The organism is Burkholderia orbicola (genome assembly GCF_900100915.1).
GTDB lineage: Bacteria > Pseudomonadota > Gammaproteobacteria > Burkholderiales > Burkholderiaceae > Burkholderia > Burkholderia orbicola.
Genome location: NZ_FNKW01000002.1, coordinates 1,054,145 through 1,072,648, shown reverse-complemented (window position 1 = coordinate 1,072,648; position 18,504 = coordinate 1,054,145). Strand labels below are relative to the sequence as shown.

Below are 18,504 nucleotides of genomic sequence, written 5' to 3'. Positions count from 1 at the left end.
AGAACATCATGTCGACACCCGTGAACCGTCAGCTGCTGCTGAAGACGCGCCCGGAAGGGCGGGTCGGCCGCGACCATTTTTCGCTCGTCGAGACGCCGGTACCGGCGCTCGCCGACGGCGAGGTGCTCGTGCGCGTGCTGTATCTGTCGATGGACCCGACCAACCGCGTATGGATGAGCGACGTGCCGCAGTACCTGCCGCCCGTCGCGATCGGCGAGGTGATGCGCGCACTCGGGATCGGCCGCGTGGTCGCGTCGCGCCATGCGGGTTTCGCGGAAGGCGATCTCGTGCAGGGGCTGGTCGGTTGGCAGGACTACGCGGTCGTGCCGGCCGAGCAGGTCGCGCAGCTTGTGAAACTGCCCGCGCAGTCGGGCCTGCCGCTGCCCACGCTGCTCGGCGCGTGCGGGATGAGCGGGCTGACCGCGTACTACGGGCTGACCGACATCGCGCCGGTGCAGCCGGGCGAAACGCTCGTCGTGTCGGCGGCGGCCGGCTCCGTCGGCTCGATCGCCGGGCAGATCGGCAAGATTCATGGCGCACGGGTGGTCGGCATCGCGGGCGGTGCGGACAAGTGCCGCTACCTGACCGAGACGCTCGGCTTCGACGCGGCCGTCGACTACAAGGCCGACGATTTCCGCCAGCAACTGAAGGCGGCGACGCCGGACGGTGTGCACGTGAACTTCGAGAACGTCGGCGGCGAGGTGATGCGCGCGGTGCTGTCGCGGATGGTGATCGGCGGGCGTGTCGCGCTGTGCGGCGTGATCTCGAACTACAACAGCGGCCGCGCGGCCGACGACGTCGGCGTGCTGATCTCGAAGCGGCTGACGATGCGCGGCTTCCTGATTCTCGACTACCGCAAGAGCCGCGAAGCCGTGCAGACGCTTGCGGGCTGGCTGCGCGACGGCCGGCTCAAGGCCGAGGAGACCGTGGCCGACGGTCTCGAAAACGCGCCGGACGTGTTGAATCGCCTGTTCGACGGCGACCATCGCGGCAAGCTCGTGTTGCGTGTCGATCCGGACGCGTGACGGGCGTGTCACGCCTGTCGGATCGGGCCGCGGGCGCGTATCGACCGCGCTGAGTTCGATCAACCCGGCTGCAGTTTAGGACTTGTCCCATATATTGTCCGAGCCGCTCTCCCTACAGTGATTGCCAGCACACAGGCGGCGTGACGACGCGTCACGCCGCCTGTTTTTCTGGTGACGCGGCAGAGGAGAGGGAACATGCGGAACAACGCGAAGCGATCGGTATCGGTAACGGCAATGAGCGCCGGGGCCGTGCGGAAGAGGGTGTTCGGGCTCGGTATCGTGCTCGCGATGTCGACTGCCATGTCGAGCGCGATGGCGGCCGGACAGCCCGCATCGGATGGCGTTGTGCGGTTCACCGGCTCGCTCGTCGATCTGTACGACGTGACGCTCGATGCCCCGGTGGGCGCGCTCGTCGACGCGGGACAGGCGGCCGATGGCGGGGCAACGGCCACGGTCCGGTTCGATGCGCATGGCCGGCGTTTGCCGGGTGCGCAGGTCGCGCTGGTGAAGCCCGACGGCGCGGCGTTCGCGCCGGATGACGGCACGGCGGTGCGTGCCACGTGGCGCGATGCGCACACCGAGCGAAGTATGCCGCTGGCGCCGGGCCGGGTTCATCGCGTCGGCCCGTATGGCGGCGTGATGACGGTCGCGGCGGATGAAGCAACGGGCGCCGTGGCGCCCGTTGTGATCCATATCCGTCATCCTTGACCGCCGCTCTCCGCACGCGTGCGGATCGCCGGCGGCCGGACAGGCGTCATTCGCCCTGTTCGGAGCGTGCGTAGATGTCCCAACTGGCCATGAACAGCGCGGCGACGAGCGGCCCGATCACGAAGCCGTTGATGCCGAACAGCGCCATCCCGCCGAGCGTCGAGATCAGCACGACCCAGTCGGGCATCTTCGTGTCCTTGCCGACGAGGATCGGGCGCAGCAGGTTGTCGACGAGGCCGATCACGCCGACGCAGAACGCGACGAGGATCACGCACTTCCAGACCGCGCCGATCATCAGGAAGTAGAGCGCGGCCGGCACCCAGACGAGGCTCGCGCCGATCGCGGGCAGCAGCGACAGGAACGCCATCAGCGCGCCCCACAGCACCACGCCCTCGATCCCGAGGATCCAGAAGATCAGCCCGCCGAGCGCGCCTTGCACGAGCGCGACCGCGATGTTGCCCTTCACCGTCGCGCGCACGACCGTCGTGAATTTCGCGAGCAGCAGGTTCTTGTGCTCTTCGTCGAGCGGCAGCGCACGGCGCACGCGGCGGCCGATCTCGCCGCCGTCGCGCAGCAGGAAGAACACCATGTACAGCATCACGCCGAAGCTCACGACGAACTGGAACGTGTTCTGACCGATGCTGAGCGCCTGGGTGGCCGCGAACTGGCTGATCTGCGCGGCGCCGTCGGTCAGTTTCTTCTGGATGCCCGGGATGTTGGTCAACCCGTATTTCTGCAGCAGGTTCTGGATCGACGTCGGCAGCGCGTGAATGATGTCGTGGAAGTACTGCGAATAATTCGGCTGCGCGTCCTTGAGCTCCTGGTACACGTAGGCGATTTCCTGCACGAGCGTGGCCGTGACGAACACGAGCGGCAGGATCACGATCAGGATGATGAGCGACATCGTGACGAGCGCGGCCAGATTGCGCCGCTTGCCGAAGCGCGCGGCGAGCCAGCGTTGCACGGGCTGGAACAGGATCGCGAGAATGGTGCCCCAGAAGACGGCGCCGGAAAACGGCGCGAGGATCCAGCACAGTCCGACGGTGACCGCGAACAGCAGGAAGTAGAAGAATTTTTGGTGGTCTTGTCCGCTATCCATGGGTGGCATTCGCGCAGATTGATGCGTGGTTGGATTGAATCTCGTTGTCCCGCGCGCGATCGGTTCGCGAACGTCACGGGTTCGCGGCGCAACGCGCCGCCGGGCGGCCCATGCGGAGTATGCCCGCAAAGGTGCCGCCATCATAGCCGCTGCGAGAGACGCATGCGAAAACGCCGCGGCCGGGGCCGCGGCGCTGCCGGGAAGCGAGCGCGGCGCGAGGCCGCGTGCCGCATCGTCAGATGTTGAGCTTGGTGACCTTCGTGCCGTTCACCGACAGGTCGCCCATCAGGCCCGCGTTGGTCAGGACCAGCACTTCCACCGGTGCGGTAGCCGTGTTGGAATCGACCGCGCCGTTCGCGCCGACCTTCACGACCGCGACCGACGCGTCGGCGCCGGCCGACCAGCCGTCCGACTTGCGGAACGAGTCGAGCGCATCCTGCGTCATGAACAGGAACACGACCGCCTTCGACTGCGCGCCGGCCTGCAGGCCGACCGACAGCGACGACGTGTTGTAGTAGCCGACGGTGCTGCCGCCGACGCGCAGCGCGCCGTTGCCGGACTGGGCGCCGACGATGAAGCCGGCCTGCAGCACATTCGGGAACACGAGGACGCCGCGTGCTTTCGAGACGAGGTCGCGCGAACCCGGTACCGTCGAATACAGGCGCGACAGCGTTGCGTTCACGCTGGCGTCGATCGACTGGCGCTTCGACGCGCTGGCCGCGGCGCTATCGGGTTTGCCGGGCGTGGTCGTGCAGCCGGCGAGGGCGAGGCTGCCGAGCATCACGGCGGCGGCGGCTTTCATGGCGAGGGACTTCTGCATGGCGGTTCTCCTTCGTTGTCTGATGGATGACGGGCGGGCGGCGGTGTACGCCGCCCCGTTCAACGGCGGGAAAGGAGCAGGCCCGCAACGAACGCAAGGCCCGCGACGACGCCGGCGGTTTGCCACGGGTTCTCGTGCACGACCTGCGATACGCGCTCGGCCGAATCGCGCAGCCGGGCGGCCGCGCTGCCCGACGCATAGTCGAGCGCGCCGCGCGCTTCATCGAGCCGGGATTGCACGCGCTTGCGCAGCGCGGCGATATCGCCATCGCCATCGTTTTTCAGCAGATCTTCCAGTTCGTCGACCAGCCCGCGCAGATCGTCGGTCACGTCGGCATGCAGGTCGCGGGCAGCCGCGCGCGTCGTGCGGCCCACGCGCCGGCCGGTGCGACGGATGTCGGACAGGCCGCGGTCCAGCTTGTGTTCGATCGAGTCGGTAAGCGCCATGGTGTTTATCCTCCTTTGATTCCAGGCAATTTGAAGATAAGACGAATCCCAGCAACTGATGTGATTCACTTGATCCGATTGAGTTTCGAGACAAATTTTCAATTCGTCGGCAGGATCGCCGGGAAGCCCCGCCGCACGGGGCGGCGCAGCGGTTGAAAAAATTTCGCGTTTCGCGGCGATACTGTGTGTCGAGCAGCGGGTCGCAGTGAAGGTCCGGTAAATATGGCGTCGCCAGGGGCGTCAGGTAAATAGTGCCATTGCAGGTTGGATGCTGATGCAAATGCACTACTCGACGCGTCATCGATGCGCACGATTTGTGCCCGGTGCCGGTTGCGTGGCGGCGTCCTCCAGCGCGACGTCGATGATGACGGGATCGTGGTCCGACGAGCGGTAGACGTCGGGTGCGTAATAAGCCGATCGCTGCGCGGACGTTTTGTAATCGGGCACGGGTTGCAAGACCACCGGTTCGTCCGCGTTGATGTGCCAGAACCGCACGGCCTTCACGCGCGCGGCGAGCGCCGGCGTGGCAAGCGCATGGTCGAGATTGCCGGCTTCGCCGCGAAATACGTAGCTGTACGCAGCATCGCCGACGAAGCGCACAACCAGGTTCGCGTAGCCGCGCGCTTCGAGCGTGCGAAGCGGGTCTTCCTTCGCATAACTGTTCAGATCGCCGATCAGCAGCACGCCGTCGGCCGCGATGCCCGTCGGCGAGGTGGCGAGCCAGTCGGCGACGCGTGCGGCCGCCCGCGTGCGCGCCGCGTTCCAGCAGCCCTGGCCGTCGGACTGATCGAGATTGGCGCCGCTCGCATGCGGGCAGTTCTTCGACTTCAGGTGATTGACCGCGACGGTGAACGTGCGTGCGCCGTCGATGCGCCGGAACGTCTGCGCGAGCGGCGGGCGGTGGCGGCCGCCGAGTGCGACGGTGATGGCGCGCCCGACCGGCTCGACCGTGCGGCTGTCGTACAGCAGCGCGACCGCGATCGCGTCGCGGCCCAGCCGCGCCGTGCCGGGATCGACCGCGCGCCAGCCGTCGCCGAGTTGCGCGGCGAGCCGACGGATGGCGCCCGTGTCGCCGTGGCCGTTGTTCGCGATTTCCATCAGCCCGATCACGTCGGCGCGTAGCGCGCGCAACGCCGCGACGATCTTCGCTTCCTGCCGCGCGAACGCGGCGGGCGTTTTCGCGCCGCGGTTGTCCGGCGCGTCGAATCCGCCGCCATGGCCGTCGCCGTTGAAATAATTGAAGACATTGAACGACACGATGCGCACGTCGGCATCGGGATGCCGGGCCGGTGGCGCGGGACGCGGGTTCGCCGCGGCATCGAACACGGGCGCCGCGCCGGCCACCGGTTGCAGCCGCCATGCGCCGTAGCGCCATTCGAGCACGCCTTCGACGCCGCGTACGGTGGTGCCCGCGCGCAGCGTGTTGGCGGCGCTCAGCGCGGGCGGCGGATAGCGGACGGTCGCCGGGTCGCGGCGGCTCGAGCCGTCGTCGAGCACGATGCGGTTCAGTGCGTTGGCCGCGGCCTGCGCGGCAGCGTCGGCCGGCGGCGCGACCTGGGTCGGCACGCGCAGCCGGCCGTTGCTCAGCACGATGCTGCCGTAGCGACCGAGTGCGTAGGTATCGCTGACCGTCAGCGTTTGCGGCAGGCGTACGCGCATGGCTTCGTGCGCGGCCAGGACGGCAAGCGACGCGACGGGCAGCGTGAGCGTCGCCGGTGTGACCGTCTGCCCGCGTGCGCAAACGGCCATGCGGCTCGTCAGCGTGAATTGCGTCCGGCCGTATTTCTCGTCGACCTTGCCGGTCAGATGCACGAGATCGCCGGGCGCCGCGTGCGCGTTCGGTGCGTAGACGAACACACCTTCCGGGACGCCGGGCCGGCGCTGCCGCTGCGCGTCGGCCTGCTGGACGAAGAAGCCGCCCAGGCCGTCCGCGCCGCCGAACGCCGCGGTGACGACCGCTTCGATCGACGTCGTTTGCCCGGCGAACGGCGACGGCCCGCCGCCGCGCCGGAGCTCGGCAATCGCCGTGGCCGCACCGCCGCAGCCGCTGCTGACCGGCAGTGCGGCGGCGGCCGGCGGGGCGAGGAGCGCCACGGACAGCACGGCGGACAACACCACGAACAGCGCAACGGCAGAGAGGGGAAGCGGGCGTGACATGAGACGGTCCACAGGATGAAAATCCGACAGTTCGGGACCGCATCTTGAAGGCAAAATGTCAGGCTGCGGCCGAAATGGCCGTCCGGCCAGTGCCGGTTGGCCAACGATGCGGCAAGCCGCCCCGCGGCTGTTACGCTTTCGCACCGGGCGTCGTATGCCGCTCGCCCGGCGCATGTCGCCGCGCCCCGTCCCCACAGGAGAAATCCATGTCTTACATGCTGTTGATTGTCGAACCGACCGAACAGCGCGCCGAGCGCACACTCGACGAAGGCCAGGCGCTTTATGCGCGGATGGTCGATTTCGCCGAGTCGCTGAAGGCGCGCGGCGTACTGCGCGGCGTCGAGTCGCTGGAGCGGTCCGAGCGCGGTACGCGCGTGCAGGTGCGCGACGGCGAGACGCGGCTGCTCGACGGCCCGTTCGCCGAGGCGAAGGAGATGGTCGGCGGCTTCTTCCTCGTCGACGTCCCCACGCGCGAAGAAGCGATCGAGATCGCGCGCCAGTGCCCGGCCGCGCAATGGTGCACGGTCGAGGTGCGCGCGGTCGGCCCGTGCTTCCTGTAAACGTCGCGACTCGGTATTTACCCTGATTTGTCGTGGCGCGTGTCGATCCGGCCGTCTTTCGTCCGTCGTCCGGATAAGGCGCCGCGGAACGGGCGCCGCCTTCCACCGACGACAAGGAGTAAAACGATGCGATTCATGATCATGATCCGGGCGAACGCCGTCAGCGAATCCGACGCGTTGCCGGACAACCGGCTGGTCGAGGCGATGACGGTCTATCACGAGGAGCTGGCGAAAGCTGGCGTGCTGCTCGACGCCAACGGGCTGCGCTCGAGCGCCCACGGCTGGCGGGTGCGCTACACGGGCGGGAAGGGCACGGTGATCGACGGCCCGTTCGCCGAAACGAAGGAACTGATCGCCGGCTATACGCTGATCCAGGTGCGCTCGCGCGACGAGGCGCTCGCATGGACGCGCCGGTTCCCCGCGCCGTTCGGCGCCGAACTCGATTGCGAGATCGAGGTGCGGCCGCTGTTCGAGCTCGACGACCTCACGCCGAGCGACGCGGTCGAGCGGTTCCGCGATCTCCACGTCGGCCGCAGCCACGCCTGAATCCAACTTCACCGGGAGCACCCGTCATGCACAAGATGGTTTTCATCAACCTGCCGGTAGCCGACCTGCCGCGCGCGAAGACGTTCTATCAGGCGCTCGGCTTCGAGGTCGTGCCGGCCTATACCAACGAGCAGGCCGCCTGCATCCAGATCAGCGACACGATCTTCGCGATGCTGCTCGTGCGGCCGTTTTTCCAGACCTTCACCGACAAGACCATCATCGATCCGGCGACGCACATCCAGGTGCTGTCGTGCCTGTCGTGCGACAGCCGCGCCGAAGTCGACACGCTCGTCGCGAAGGCGCTGGCGGCCGGCGGGGCCGCGCCGCAGGCGCCGCGCGAGTACCCGAACATGTACGGCCACGGGTTCACCGATCCGGACGGCCATACGTGGGAGCTGATGGCCATGCCGCTGGATGCGTCGGCCCAGGGGCAGGCGTCGTGACGCATGAGGCGACGCATCGTGCGATCGAAGCGGTCTGGCGAATCGAGGCGCCGAAAATCATCGCGCGGGCCGCGCGCGTGGTGCGCGACGTCGGGCTGGCCGAGGAACTGGCGCAGGACACGCTCGTCGCGGCGCTCGAGCACTGGCCCGTCGACGGCGTGCCCGACAACCCGGCCGCGTGGCTGATGACGGCCGTGAAGCGGCGCGCGCTCGACCGGGTCCGGCAGGAGTCGCTTCATGCGGCGAAGCGCGACCAGCTCGGCCACGAGATGGACGCGCTCGAGGCGCACGTCGTCCCCGACATCGCGGACGCGATCGCCGATGCGGGCGACGACGACATCGGCGACGACCTGCTGCGGCTGATCTTCACGTCGTGCCACCCGGTGCTGTCGACCGACGCGCGCGTCGCGCTGACGCTGCGGCTGCTCGGCGGGTTGACGACGGGCGAGATCGCGCGCGCATTCCTGACGCCGGAGCCGACGATCGCGCAGCGGATCGTGCGCGCGAAACGCACGCTCTCGGCGGCGCACGTGCCGTTCGAGGTGCCAGCGGCCGATGCGCGGCCCGCGCGGCTCGCGTCGGTGCTCGAAGTGATCTACCTCGTGTTCAACGAAGGCCATGCGGCGACTGCCGGCGACGACTGGATGCGTCCGGCGCTGTGCGACGAGGCGTTGCGCCTCGGCCGCGTGCTGGCTGGGCTCGCGCCGGACGAAAGCGAAGTGCTCGGGCTCGTCGCGCTGATGGAACTGCAGGCGTCGCGCATGCATGCCCGCGTCGACGCGCAGGGCCGGCCCGTGCTGCTGCTCGACCAGGACCGCAGCCGCTGGGATCCGTTGCTGATCCGGCGCGGCCTCGCGGCGCTGGAGCGGGCGACGAAGCTCGGCGGCGTGCGCGGGCCGTATGCGCTGCAGGCCGCGCTCGCCGCGTGCCATGCGCGTGCGCGACAGGCGGCGGACACGGACTGGGCGCAGATCGTCGCGCTGTATGACGCGCTCGCCGAAGTCGCGCCGTCGCCGGTCGTCGAACTCAATCGCGCGGTGGCGGTGGGGATGGCGTTCGGGCCGGCCGCGGCGCTCGAACTCGTCGACGTGCTGCGCGACGATCCGGCGCTCGCGCGCTATCACTGGCTGCCGAGCGTGCGCGGCGATCTGCTCGCGAAGCTCGGCCGTGCCGACGAGGCGAAGCTGGAGTTCCGCCGCGCGGCGGAGTTGACGCGCAACGAACGCGAGCGCGAATTGCTGCTCAAGCGTGCGATGGATGCGTGACGCGCTGCCGTATGACGCACGACGCACGACGCACGACGCATGACGCACGACGCATGACGCATGACGAGCGCGCGCAGTCCATCTTCCCGACCGTCCGCCCCGCCCACCGCCCCGCGCAGCACGCTATCGCCCGCATTGAAAAAGCCTATTGGGGGATGCGAACTTGAGCGCCTAGATTGAAGAGCACGATGCGCGCCCGGCGCAAGCATCGTTCCCCACATATCTGATCGGCCCGGCGTCGCACGCGGCCGCGCCGACTCGAACGGAGGCGCAAATGGCTCAGCTCAAGGGCAGCAAAACCGAAGAGAACCTGAAGGCCGCATTCGCGGGCGAATCGCAGGCGAACCGGCGCTATCTGTATTTCGCTTCGAAGGCCGACGTCGAGGGGCAGAACGACGTCGCCGCGCTGTTCCGCTCGACCGCCGAAGGCGAAACCGGCCATGCGCACGGCCATCTCGAATACCTGGAAGCCGTCGGCGATCCGGCCACGGGTTTGCCGTTCGGTTCGTCGCGGCTGAATCTCGAATCGGCGATCGCCGGCGAAACGCACGAATACACCGACATGTATCCGGGCATGGCGAAGACCGCGCGCGACGAAGGTTTCGACGAAATCGCGAACTGGTTCGAGACGCTCGCGAAGGCCGAACGCAGCCACGCGAACCGCTACACGAAGGCGCTGGACAGTCTCGTCGACTGACGGGCCGCCGCGCGACCGGCTCGCGGCCGGCTGTTCGTTCCGTCGCCGCCCGCACCGTGCGGGCGGTGCGCTTGCGCACATGCGCGCCACGCGGGAGCGCCCCATGCCCCACAAGGAAGGCAGTCTCGAAGCGCCGACCCGGCATCCGCTCGACTGGCAGTCCGAAGCGTTCTACGACCAGACGGCGATCGATGCGGAAATGACGCGCGTATTCGACATTTGCGCCGGCTGCCGGCGCTGCGTGTCGTTGTGCGGCGCGTTCCCGGCGCTGTTCGACCTGGTCGACGACACGCCGATGGGCGACGTCGAGGAAGTGCCGAAGGCCGCGTTCGGCAAGGTCGTCGACCAGTGCTATCTGTGCGATCTCTGCTACATGACGAAATGTCCGTACGTGCCGCCGCACGCATGGAACGTCGATTTCCCGCACCTGATGCTGCGCGCCAAGGCCGCGCGCTACAAACGCGGCGAAGCGCCGCTGCGCGACAAGGTGCTGTCGAATACCGATGCGCTTGGCCATTTCGCGGGTATTCCGGTCGTCACGCAGGCGGTCAATGCGGTGAACCGCACGCCGCCCGCGCGCCACGCGCTCGAAGCGGCGCTCGGCGTCGATCGCAACGCGTGGCTGCCGGAATTCGCGCCGCGCACGTTCCGGCGCACCGCGAAGCGCTCGGACGATCCGCCCGTGCGCGACGGCGAGCGCACGCCCGGCAAGGTCGCGATCTACGCGACCTGCTACGTGAATTTCAACGAGCCGGGGATCGGCCACGACCTGCTCGCGATCCTCGCGCACAACGAGATCCCGTACGAACTCGTCACGCGCGAAGCGTGCTGCGGGATGCCGCTGCTCGAGCAGGGCAATCTCGACGGCGTCGCCGCGAAGAAGGCCGTCAACATCCCGGTGCTCGAGCGCTACGCGCGCGAAGGCTATGCGCTGATCGGCGCGATTCCGAGCTGCGTGCTGATGTACAAGAGCGAGCTGCCGCTGATGTTTCCGGGCGACGCAGCCGTGCGCGCGGTGGCCGACGCGTTCTGGGACCCGTTCGAATACGTGATCGCGCGGCATCGCGACGGGTTGCTCAAGACCGATTTCAAGACCGGCCTCGGCACCGTGTCGTATCACGTGCCGTGCCATGCGCGCGTGCAGAACATCGGCCGCAAGACGGCCGATGCGCTGTCGCTGGTGCCCGATACGCGCGTGAACGTCGTCGAGCGTTGCTCCGGCCACGCGGGCACCTTCGGCGTGAAGAAGGCATTTCATGCGGACGCGATGCGGATCGGCGCGCCGGTGTTCAAGGCGATGGCCGAGCCGCGGCCGGATGTCGTGTCGTCCGACTGCGCGCTCGCCGGCCATCACATCGTGCAGGGCATCGACGAGAAGGGGCTGCCGGAAGCGCCGCTCGCGCATCCGCTGACGCTGCTGCGTCGCGCGTACGGCATCTGAGCCGCTGCCGGCCATTGACGAGGACACCCATGACGCTGACCCGCGACTCCCTGCTGACGCTCGAAGCGTACGCGAAGATCCGCAAGGCCGAACACGCGCGGCTCGTCGCGTACAAGCGCCGCCGCGCGGTGGCGCTCGGCAACCACCTGCGTTTCCTGTTCGAGGACGAGACGACGATCCGCTATCAGATCCACGAGATGCTGCACATCGAGAAGATCTTCGACGAAGCCGGCATCGAAGGGGAGCTGGAAGCGTATCTGCCGCTGGTGCCCGACGGCACCAACCTGAAAGCGACGATGCAGATCGAGTACGAGCACGAGATCGAACGGCGCGCGGCGCTCGCGCGGCTGATCGGTGTCGAGGATCGCGTGTACCTGCAGGTCGACGGATACGCGAGCGTCTACGCGATCGCCGACGAGGATCTCGAGCGCGACAACGCGGAGAAAACCTCGGCCGTGCACTTCGTCCGCTTCGAGTTCGATGCCCCGATGCGCGCGGCGCTCAAGGGCGGGGCGGCGCTGTCGATCGGCTGCGATCACCCGGCCTACACGATGCCGCCGCAGCGCGTGGACGCGGACGTGGCCGCATCGCTGGCTGGCGATCTGCGCTAGCGCCACGGTCGCCGCCGTCGCGTGCCCGTGCACGCCGGTCTGTGCTTTTCCGTTCCGACCCGAAGAAAGCAGCGCCTCACGCTCTGCGGCGCGGCCGCGTGGCGCCCGGCGCGAAGTTGTAACAAGCGTGACGGATTTGCATGCGGGGACACATTGGGCACGCTGCGTCAGCGTGTTTTCATCACTCGCAGGGAAACAATAAAGAGATTGTGCATGAGGATAATTTGATTCAGCTCAATTTGAATGATTTACCGATTCGTGAATATCTTGTTACGAATTTTCCCCTGATTTACCGATTTTCGGAGGTTATTCCGGGTGGTGTCGCCCGCAGGGGCCGGAGCAGCCCGAAACCGCCTGTTTAAGCGCATTCTTCAGACGCTGCGGAGCCCCGCTGGACGGGCCTTTGCAGCCATCGGCATAAAGATCTCGCAAAAAAATTCAAGCATAAATGGTTTGCCCGCCCATGGCAGGTTGTTTCAGTGCGTAACATTAAGTCATTGTCATATTGAGATAAACCCTAGGGATGGTATGCTTCGTGCACAAAAATTCCCACATTGGAGTGAGACCGCGATTTGTGCGCCATTGCCGGGAATCGCGGCACCGAGAAAGTGCGGTGTCGCCCGGTATGCACAACGCCGGATAACCATAATGTGCAACCTGGCCGCCCCGCGACGCGAAGTGTCGCGACGGCGCCGCCAATCGCAGCCCCGGCCTGGCTGCGTGGAGAGATCGACTATGTTCTTCGATGAGCTTAACGATGAAGAGTGGTTTCGCCTTTCAGCGCTGATCGCCGATGAACCCATCCGGCTGAACCGTCGCGGGCGTCCACGCGCCGAACCGCGTGTCGTCGCCAACGCGGTGCTGTGGATCCTGACGACCGGGGAAGCCTGGTCAAAGCTGCCCGGCCGCTATCCGTCCGGGCCGACGTGCCGTCGTCGCTACGAGGAGTGGCTCGCGAACGGCACGCTGCTGAAGATGATCGACGTGCTGACCCAGTTCAGCGGGCGCACGTTCGCGTATATTCCGCCGCCGCCGGAGGCGGTCGTGCCGGCTCGCCGTGCGGAACCGGTGCCCGACAACGACCGTCTGCGCGGCGTGTTCTGGCAGAACCCCGAGTCGTGGCAATTGCCGGTTGCGCAGGCAAACGTTTGGGAGGGCGAAGGTGCGTCGTTGAGCACGCTGTCGGCCGACCAGGTGGACGGTCGCGCCGACGTGTCGTTCGCGGTGCCCGGCGCGCCGGCTGCGGAGCTGCGCCATGCGCGCGCGTCGGCGGCGAGCTTCGCCGCGGCCGAGCCGCAGGTCGACGAGTATCGCGGCTATACGATCAGCGGCATCGCACAGCCCGTGCAGAACCTGATGTATCGCGCGTGGGCCGAGATCTCGCAGGACGACCGGCGCGTCGAACGCTCGGGCCTGATCGGCCCGCGCTTCACCGACGCCGAGGCAGCGGAGCAGTACGCGCTCGAGTGGGCGCGCCAGTGGATCGATCGCCACGGTGCGAGCGACGCGCCGGCGCGCGAGCCGCAAGGCGAGGTGCTGGCCGGTTTGTCGGCGCTGGCGCGCGCGGAATCGGACATCAAGCGCTTCATCGCCGAGCGTCGCGCGGGCGTGTTGTCGGAAAGCCGCAACGATCCCGTGCAGTCGGAGCGTCGCGAATACGCGTACCGCGTGGGCTGATCGCCGTTGCCGTGCAACGCGCGGGCCGTCGTGTGCCACGACGCCCGCGCGGAAGTTCGGTGTCTCCATGTCTGCCTTGCCCGGGCGCCGCTGTATAAGCGGCGCCCTTTGTTGCATGACGCGTTACTGCCGACCGTAGGTATCGTCGAAGCGGACGATGTCGTCCTCGCCGAGATACGCGCCCGACTGCACTTCGATCAGCTCGAGCGGCATCTTGCCCGGGTTCTCCAGGCGGTGCGAGACGCCGAGCGGAATGTACGTCGATTCGTTTTCGGACAGCAGGAACGTTTCGTCACCGCGCGTGATGCGTGCCGTGCCGCGCACGACGATCCAGTGTTCGGCGCGGTGATGGTGCATCTGCAGCGACAGTTGCGCGCCCGGCTTCACGACGATGCGTTTCACCTGGAAGCGCTCGCCGGTGTCGACCGAGTCGTAGTGGCCCCAGGGACGATGCACCTTGCGGTGATCGGTCGCTTCGGTGCCTTGTCGCGCCTTGATGTGCCCGACGATCTTCTTCACGTCCTGCACGCGCGATTTATCCGCGACGAGCACGGCGTCGGGCGTTTCGACGACGACCAGGTTCTGCGTGCCGACGCAGGCGACGAGCCGGCTTTCCGAATGCGCGAACGTCGAGTCGGCGCCTTCGAACAGCACGTGGCCGCGACCGACGTTGCCGCTCTCGTCCTTCGGCGAGATCTGCCAGATCGCGTCCCACGAGCCGACGTCGGACCAGCCCGCATCGAGCGGCACGACGACGCTTTCGCACAGTTGCGGCTGGCTCGCGAGCGGCTCCATCACCGCGTAGTCGATCGAGTTCGACGGCGACGCGGCGAATGCGTCGCGATCGACGCGGAAGAAATCGCCGTCCTCCTTGCCCTGTGCGACGGCCTGTTCGCAGGCCGCGTAGATTGCTGGTTCGAGCTGCCGGATCGCGTTCAGCCACACCGACGCGCGCACGATGAAGATGCCGCTGTTCCACCAGTATTCGCCCGACGCGACGTACTGCTGCGCGAGCTCGAGGTGCGGCTTCTCGACGAAACGGTCAAGGCGGCGCACGTCGAGGGTGCCCGTTCCGGCGTCGCCGAGCGGTGCGCCGACGCGAATGTAGCCGTAGCCGGTTTCCGCGTGCTTGGGCACGATGCCCATCGTCGCGATCTTGCCTTGCGCCGCGCAGTGCACGCCGGCCGCGACGGCCGCGTGAAAGCGCGGCAGGTCGGCGACCGCATGGTCGGCCGGCATCACGGTCATCACCGCGTCGTTGCCGTTCGCGACGAGCCGCAACGCGGCGAGCGTCAGCGCCGGCGCGGTGTCGCGGCCGAGCGGCTCGAGCATGATGGTCGCGTTCCTGGCCGTCAGGCGCAGCTGTTCGGCGGTCGTGAAGCGATGATCCTCGCCGCATACGATCAGCACGTCGTCGTTCAGCGGGTAGTCGGCCGTCAGGCCGTCGAGGCGCAGCGCGGTGGATTGCAGCAGCGAGTGATCGCCGAGCAGCCCGATCAGCTGTTTCGGAAAACGCTCGCGCGACATCGGCCACAGGCGCGTGCCGGAACCGCCGGCGAGAATCACGGGCTGCACGGCGAGACGTGTGCCGACGGCGGGCATACCGGCTGCGGGCATGCCGGCGACGGGCATACCGGCTGCGGGTGCGGCGGAAGAAGAATGGCGCGTTTCGGCGACCACTGCCGGAGCATTCATGATGACACTCTCCACGGTTGAAGTCAGTCCCTGTCGTTGTAGCATGAAGTAAATCGACAATAAAACCGGACCCAATGGCGGATATCCGCCACGCATTCATCCGGGAGAATTTTCCGCGGTAGCATCGGCCGGAAATAAAAAAGTAAAAAATAATTCCGGGCGCCGGCCGGACGCGACCGCCCGCAAAGGGTGAGCGGAAGGCGTAACGACTCCGAAAAAATCTCCATTTCCCGCCCATTCGGGAAAACCTGCCGATTTAATTAAAAAAGATCGCGGCAAGAATTTCCGATTATTTTTCGAAATACTTGTGCGCTTGAGGATGAATTTTCTTGTCGCTTCAATAGCGTCATGCAACGTTTGATTCGAATGTGCGGCACGGGCTGCACAAGGCGCTGTTCGGCAAACGCCTGTTCAAAGAAGAGGAAACAGACATGTTGAGCGTGCTGGCGAGAGTCATCGATATCGCGATGGTCGTGACGGGCGCGCTGATCGCGGCCGCGCTGCACGGCGGCAGCATCGGGCTCAGCGACCTGCAGCGCACGACGGTGCTGTTCGACTGCCTGCTGGTCGTCGTGTTCTTTCCGGCCTTCGGCATCTACCAGTCGTGGCGCGGCAAGCGCCTCGTCGGACTGATGGGGCGGGTCGTGTTCGCGTGGCTCGCGGTCGAGCTCGCGGGCATCCTGATGAGTTTCAGCTTTCACCAGTCGGGCGACCTGTCGCGGCTGTGGCTGGGTTACTGGGCGCTCGCGACGACGGTGCTGCTCGCCGGCTCGAAGGCTTGCGTGCACGTCGTGCTGCGGCAATTGCGCCGCGGCGGCTACAACCTGAAGGCGGTGGCGATCGTCGGCGGCACGCCGGCGGCGCGGCGGCTGATCGCGCAGATGCGGGCACGGCCGGAAGCCGGCTTCAACCCGGTGTGCGTGTACGACGAAAGCGAGGCGCCGGGCGAAGTCGCGCTCGACGACGTGCGGATCGAGCGGCAGTTCGAATCGCTGGTGTGGCTGGTGCGCAGCCGCGCGATCAGCGAGCTGTGGCTCACGCTGCCGATCACGGAGGAGCGCCGGATTCACCAGATCGTGACGGTGTTTCGCCACGACTTCGTGAACATCCGCTTCATTCCGGACGTGCGCACGCTGTCGTTCTTCAACCAGGAAGTGGTCGAGGTGCTCGGCGTGCCGGCGATCAACCTCGCGGCGTCGCCGATCACCGACGTGCGGATCTTGCCGAAGTTCGTGTTCGACCGGCTGTTCGCGCTGGCGGCGCTCACGGCGCTCGCGCCGGTGATGGTGCTGATCGCGGCGCTGATCAAGCTGACCTCGCGCGGGCCGGTGTTCTTTCGGCAGAAGCGCAAGGGTATCGACGGGCACGAGTTCGAGATCTACAAGTTTCGCTCGATGAAGGTGCACCAGGAAGTGGCCGGCCAGGTCACGCAGGCGACCAGGAACGACTCGCGCGTGACGCCGGTCGGCCGGTTCCTGCGCCGCACGAGCCTCGACGAACTGCCGCAGTTTATCAACGTGCTGAAGGGCGAGATGTCGGTGGTGGGGCCGCGCCCGCATGCGCTCGCGCACGACGACATCTACAAGGATCTGGTCAAGGGCTACATGTTCCGCTACCGGATCAAGCCGGGCATCACCGGGTGGGCGCAGATCAACGGCTATCGCGGCGAGACCGACCAGATCGAGAAGATGATGGGCCGCGTGAAGCTCGACCTGTACTACATGCAGAACTGGTCGTTCTGGCTCGACATCAAGATCGTCGTGCTGACGCTGTGGAAAGGCTTCACCGGCAGCAACGCGTACTGACACCGACGCGCCGCGTCACGCGGGCATTCCGGTTTTACGAATTTCGAATCATTGGTCAAGGGGTCCGACACATCATGAATCTGACTATCATCGGCAGCGGTTACGTAGGGCTCGTCACCGGCGCCTGTCTCGCCGACATCGGGCACGACGTGTTCTGTCTCGACGTCGACCAGGCAAAGATCGACATCCTGAACAACGGCGGCGTGCCGATCCACGAGCCGGGCCTGAAGGAAGTGATCGCGCGCAACCGCTCGGCCGGCCGCCTGCGCTTCTCGACCGACATCGAGGCCGCGGTCGCGCACGGCGACGTGCAGTTCATCGCGGTCGGCACGCCGCCCGACGAGGACGGCTCGGCCGATCTGCAATACGTGCTCGCGGCCGCGCGCAACATCGGCCGCTACATGACCGGCTTCAAGGTGATCGTCGACAAGTCGACGGTGCCGGTCGGCACGGCCGAGCGCGTGCGCGCGGCGGTCGCCGAGGAGCTCGCGAAGCGCGGCGGCGACCAGATGTTCTCGGTCGTGTCGAATCCGGAATTCCTGAAGGAAGGCGCGGCCGTCGACGATTTCACGCGCCCGGACCGCATCGTGATCGGCTGCGACGACGACGTGCCGGGCGAGCGCGCCCGCGAGCTGATGAAGAAGCTCTATGCGCCGTTCAACCGCAATCACGAGCGCACGCTGTACATGGACGTGCGCTCGGCCGAGTTCACGAAATACGCGGCGAACGCGATGCTCGCGACGCGCATCTCGTTCATGAACGAGCTGGCGAACCTCGCCGACCGCTTCGGCGCCGACATCGAGGCCGTGCGCCGCGGGATCGGCTCCGATCCGCGCATCGGCTACCACTTCCTGTATGCCGGCTGCGGCTACGGCGGCTCGTGCTTCCCGAAGGACGTCGAGGCGCTGATCCGTACGGCCGACGAGCACGGCCAGTCGCTGCAGATCCTGAAGGCTGTGTCGTCGGTCAACGCGACGCAAAAGCGCGTGCTCGCCGAGAAGATCGTCGCGCGCTTCGGCGAGGACCTGAGCGGCCGCACGTTCGCGCTGTGGGGCCTCGCGTTCAAGCCGAACACCGACGACATGCGCGAGGCGCCGAGCCGCGAGCTGATCGCCGAGCTGCTGTCACGCGGTGCGCGCGTCGCCGCGTACGACCCGGTCGCGCAGCAGGAAGCGCGCCGCGTGATCGCGCTCGATCTCGCCGATCACCCGAGCTGGCTCGAACGCCTGTCGTTCGTCGACGACGAGGCGCAAGCCGCGCGCGACGCCGATGCGCTCGTGATCGTCACCGAATGGAAAGCGTTCAAGAGCCCCGACTTCGTCGCGCTCGGCCGCCTGTGGAAGACGCCGGTGATCTTCGACGGCCGCAACCTGTACGAGCCGGAGACGATGAGCGAGCAGGGCATCGAGTACCACCCGATCGGCCGGCCGGGCTCGCGCCAGGCGGTCGCCGCTCGCGTGCCGGGCGCCGCGCGCGCCAGCGCGTAACCCGTTTTCCGTCACTCGTTAC

The 18,504-nt window shown here is 67.1% G+C and carries 17 protein-coding genes; 12 read left to right on the top strand and 5 right to left on the bottom strand.

Features of this window, described 5'->3' with window-relative positions; all coding sequences use genetic code 11:
- Window positions 1–8 precede the first annotated feature (8 nt).
- Together BLS50_RS21685 and BLS50_RS21680 are read left to right on the top strand one after the other, a co-directional pair.
- Entirely contained in the window at window positions 9–1,025 is a 1,017-nt protein-coding gene (locus tag BLS50_RS21685; protein ID WP_011548211.1) for an NADP-dependent oxidoreductase, read from the top strand.
- 195 nt (window positions 1,026–1,220) lie between these two features.
- Window positions 1,221–1,733, top strand: a complete 513-nt coding sequence (locus BLS50_RS21680) for a thioesterase (protein WP_074803982.1) — start codon at window positions 1,221–1,223, stop codon at window positions 1,731–1,733.
- A gap of 46 nt (window positions 1,734–1,779) precedes the next feature.
- Here the strand turns inward: BLS50_RS21680 and BLS50_RS21675 are convergent, their stop codons facing one another.
- From BLS50_RS21675 to BLS50_RS21660, 4 genes are all read right to left on the bottom strand, one after another.
- Window positions 1,780–2,832 (bottom strand): AI-2E family transporter, encoded by a 1,053-nt coding sequence (locus BLS50_RS21675; protein WP_012338503.1) that lies wholly within the window; start codon window positions 2,830–2,832, stop codon window positions 1,780–1,782.
- 235 nt (window positions 2,833–3,067) lie between these two features.
- Window positions 3,068–3,652, bottom strand: coding sequence for a BPSL1445 family SYLF domain-containing lipoprotein (locus BLS50_RS21670; RefSeq protein ID WP_011548208.1), 585 nt, complete (start codon window positions 3,650–3,652; stop codon window positions 3,068–3,070).
- Between the two features lie 59 nt (window positions 3,653–3,711).
- On the bottom strand, window positions 3,712–4,098 hold the full coding sequence (locus tag BLS50_RS21665; protein ID WP_011548207.1) for an ElaB/YgaM/YqjD family protein: 387 nt from the start codon (window positions 4,096–4,098) through the stop codon (window positions 3,712–3,714).
- A gap of 297 nt (window positions 4,099–4,395) precedes the next feature.
- Complete coding sequence (locus tag BLS50_RS21660; RefSeq protein ID WP_074803980.1) at window positions 4,396–6,255, bottom strand: ExeM/NucH family extracellular endonuclease; 1,860 nt, start codon at window positions 6,253–6,255, stop codon at window positions 4,396–4,398.
- A gap of 206 nt (window positions 6,256–6,461) precedes the next feature.
- Here BLS50_RS21660 and BLS50_RS21655 point away from each other — a divergent pair, with 206 nt between their 5' ends.
- The 8 genes from BLS50_RS21655 (at window position 6,462) to BLS50_RS21620 (ending at window position 13,495) form a co-directional block, all read left to right on the top strand.
- Window positions 6,462–6,815, top strand: a complete 354-nt coding sequence (locus tag BLS50_RS21655) for a YciI family protein (protein ID WP_011548205.1) — start codon at window positions 6,462–6,464, stop codon at window positions 6,813–6,815.
- Window positions 6,816–6,941: 126 nt separating this feature from the next.
- Window positions 6,942–7,361 (top strand): YciI family protein, encoded by a 420-nt coding sequence (locus BLS50_RS21650; protein ID WP_074803978.1) that lies wholly within the window; start codon window positions 6,942–6,944, stop codon window positions 7,359–7,361.
- Between the two features lie 26 nt (window positions 7,362–7,387).
- Complete coding sequence (locus tag BLS50_RS21645; protein WP_006479494.1) at window positions 7,388–7,804, top strand: VOC family protein; 417 nt, start codon at window positions 7,388–7,390, stop codon at window positions 7,802–7,804.
- A complete protein-coding gene (locus BLS50_RS21640) occupies window positions 7,801–9,069 on the top strand; it encodes an RNA polymerase sigma factor (RefSeq protein WP_074803975.1) in 1,269 nt (422 codons plus the stop codon). Before BLS50_RS21645 ends, BLS50_RS21640 begins: the two co-directional genes overlap by 4 nt.
- 274 nt (window positions 9,070–9,343) lie before the next feature.
- Window positions 9,344–9,766, top strand: coding sequence for a rubrerythrin family protein (locus tag BLS50_RS21635; RefSeq protein WP_006497294.1), 423 nt, complete (start codon window positions 9,344–9,346; stop codon window positions 9,764–9,766).
- 103 nt (window positions 9,767–9,869) lie between these two features.
- Window positions 9,870–11,207 carry a heterodisulfide reductase-related iron-sulfur binding cluster gene (locus BLS50_RS21630; RefSeq protein ID WP_074806584.1) on the top strand — a complete coding sequence of 446 codons (1,338 nt, stop codon included), beginning with the start codon at window positions 9,870–9,872 and terminating at the stop codon, window positions 11,205–11,207.
- A gap of 29 nt (window positions 11,208–11,236) precedes the next feature.
- Entirely contained in the window at window positions 11,237–11,818 is a 582-nt protein-coding gene (locus tag BLS50_RS21625) for a DUF3501 family protein (RefSeq protein ID WP_011548201.1), read from the top strand.
- A 735-nt stretch (window positions 11,819–12,553) separates the two neighbouring features.
- Window positions 12,554–13,495: an IS5/IS1182 family transposase gene (locus BLS50_RS21620; RefSeq protein WP_027812635.1), complete on the top strand. Its 942-nt coding sequence runs from the start codon at window positions 12,554–12,556 to the stop codon at window positions 13,493–13,495.
- Window positions 13,496–13,618: 123 nt separating this feature from the next.
- Here BLS50_RS21620 and BLS50_RS21615 read toward each other — a convergent pair whose 3' ends face one another.
- A complete protein-coding gene (locus tag BLS50_RS21615) occupies window positions 13,619–15,190 on the bottom strand; it encodes a mannose-1-phosphate guanylyltransferase/mannose-6-phosphate isomerase (protein WP_074803973.1) in 1,572 nt (523 codons plus the stop codon).
- 431 nt (window positions 15,191–15,621) lie between these two features.
- Between BLS50_RS21615 and BLS50_RS21610 the strand changes: the two genes are divergently transcribed.
- Both BLS50_RS21610 and BLS50_RS21605 read left to right on the top strand, forming a co-directional pair.
- Window positions 15,622–16,995 (top strand): undecaprenyl-phosphate glucose phosphotransferase, encoded by a 1,374-nt coding sequence (locus BLS50_RS21610; protein WP_027808973.1) that lies wholly within the window; start codon window positions 15,622–15,624, stop codon window positions 16,993–16,995.
- Window positions 16,996–17,069: 74 nt separating this feature from the next.
- Window positions 17,070–18,482, top strand: coding sequence for a UDP-glucose dehydrogenase family protein (locus BLS50_RS21605; RefSeq protein ID WP_006479486.1), 1,413 nt, complete (start codon window positions 17,070–17,072; stop codon window positions 18,480–18,482).
- Window positions 18,483–18,504 lie beyond the last annotated feature (22 nt).

Excerpts from the sequence above, each read along its gene's own strand:
- BLS50_RS21685 (WP_011548211.1), top strand. The coding sequence starts at position 9 with ATGTCGACACCCGTGAACCGTCAGCTGCTGCTGAAGACGCGCCCGGAA.
- BLS50_RS21680 (WP_074803982.1), top strand. The coding sequence starts at position 1,221 with ATGCGGAACAACGCGAAGCGATCGGTATCGGTAACGGCAATGAGCGCC.
- BLS50_RS21675 (WP_012338503.1), bottom strand. The coding sequence starts at position 2,832 with ATGGATAGCGGACAAGACCACCAAAAATTCTTCTACTTCCTGCTGTTC.
- BLS50_RS21670 (WP_011548208.1), bottom strand. The coding sequence starts at position 3,652 with ATGCAGAAGTCCCTCGCCATGAAAGCCGCCGCCGCCGTGATGCTCGGC.
- BLS50_RS21665 (WP_011548207.1), bottom strand. The coding sequence starts at position 4,098 with ATGGCGCTTACCGACTCGATCGAACACAAGCTGGACCGCGGCCTGTCC.
- BLS50_RS21660 (WP_074803980.1), bottom strand. The coding sequence starts at position 6,255 with ATGTCACGCCCGCTTCCCCTCTCTGCCGTTGCGCTGTTCGTGGTGTTG.
- BLS50_RS21655 (WP_011548205.1), top strand. The coding sequence starts at position 6,462 with ATGTCTTACATGCTGTTGATTGTCGAACCGACCGAACAGCGCGCCGAG.
- BLS50_RS21650 (WP_074803978.1), top strand. The coding sequence starts at position 6,942 with ATGCGATTCATGATCATGATCCGGGCGAACGCCGTCAGCGAATCCGAC.
- BLS50_RS21645 (WP_006479494.1), top strand. The coding sequence starts at position 7,388 with ATGCACAAGATGGTTTTCATCAACCTGCCGGTAGCCGACCTGCCGCGC.
- BLS50_RS21635 (WP_006497294.1), top strand. The coding sequence starts at position 9,344 with ATGGCTCAGCTCAAGGGCAGCAAAACCGAAGAGAACCTGAAGGCCGCA.
- BLS50_RS21630 (WP_074806584.1), top strand. The coding sequence starts at position 9,870 with ATGCCCCACAAGGAAGGCAGTCTCGAAGCGCCGACCCGGCATCCGCTC.
- BLS50_RS21625 (WP_011548201.1), top strand. The coding sequence starts at position 11,237 with ATGACGCTGACCCGCGACTCCCTGCTGACGCTCGAAGCGTACGCGAAG.
- BLS50_RS21620 (WP_027812635.1), top strand. The coding sequence starts at position 12,554 with ATGTTCTTCGATGAGCTTAACGATGAAGAGTGGTTTCGCCTTTCAGCG.
- BLS50_RS21615 (WP_074803973.1), bottom strand. The coding sequence starts at position 15,190 with ATGAATGCTCCGGCAGTGGTCGCCGAAACGCGCCATTCTTCTTCCGCC.
- BLS50_RS21610 (WP_027808973.1), top strand. The coding sequence starts at position 15,622 with ATGTTGAGCGTGCTGGCGAGAGTCATCGATATCGCGATGGTCGTGACG.
- BLS50_RS21605 (WP_006479486.1), top strand. The coding sequence starts at position 17,070 with ATGAATCTGACTATCATCGGCAGCGGTTACGTAGGGCTCGTCACCGGC.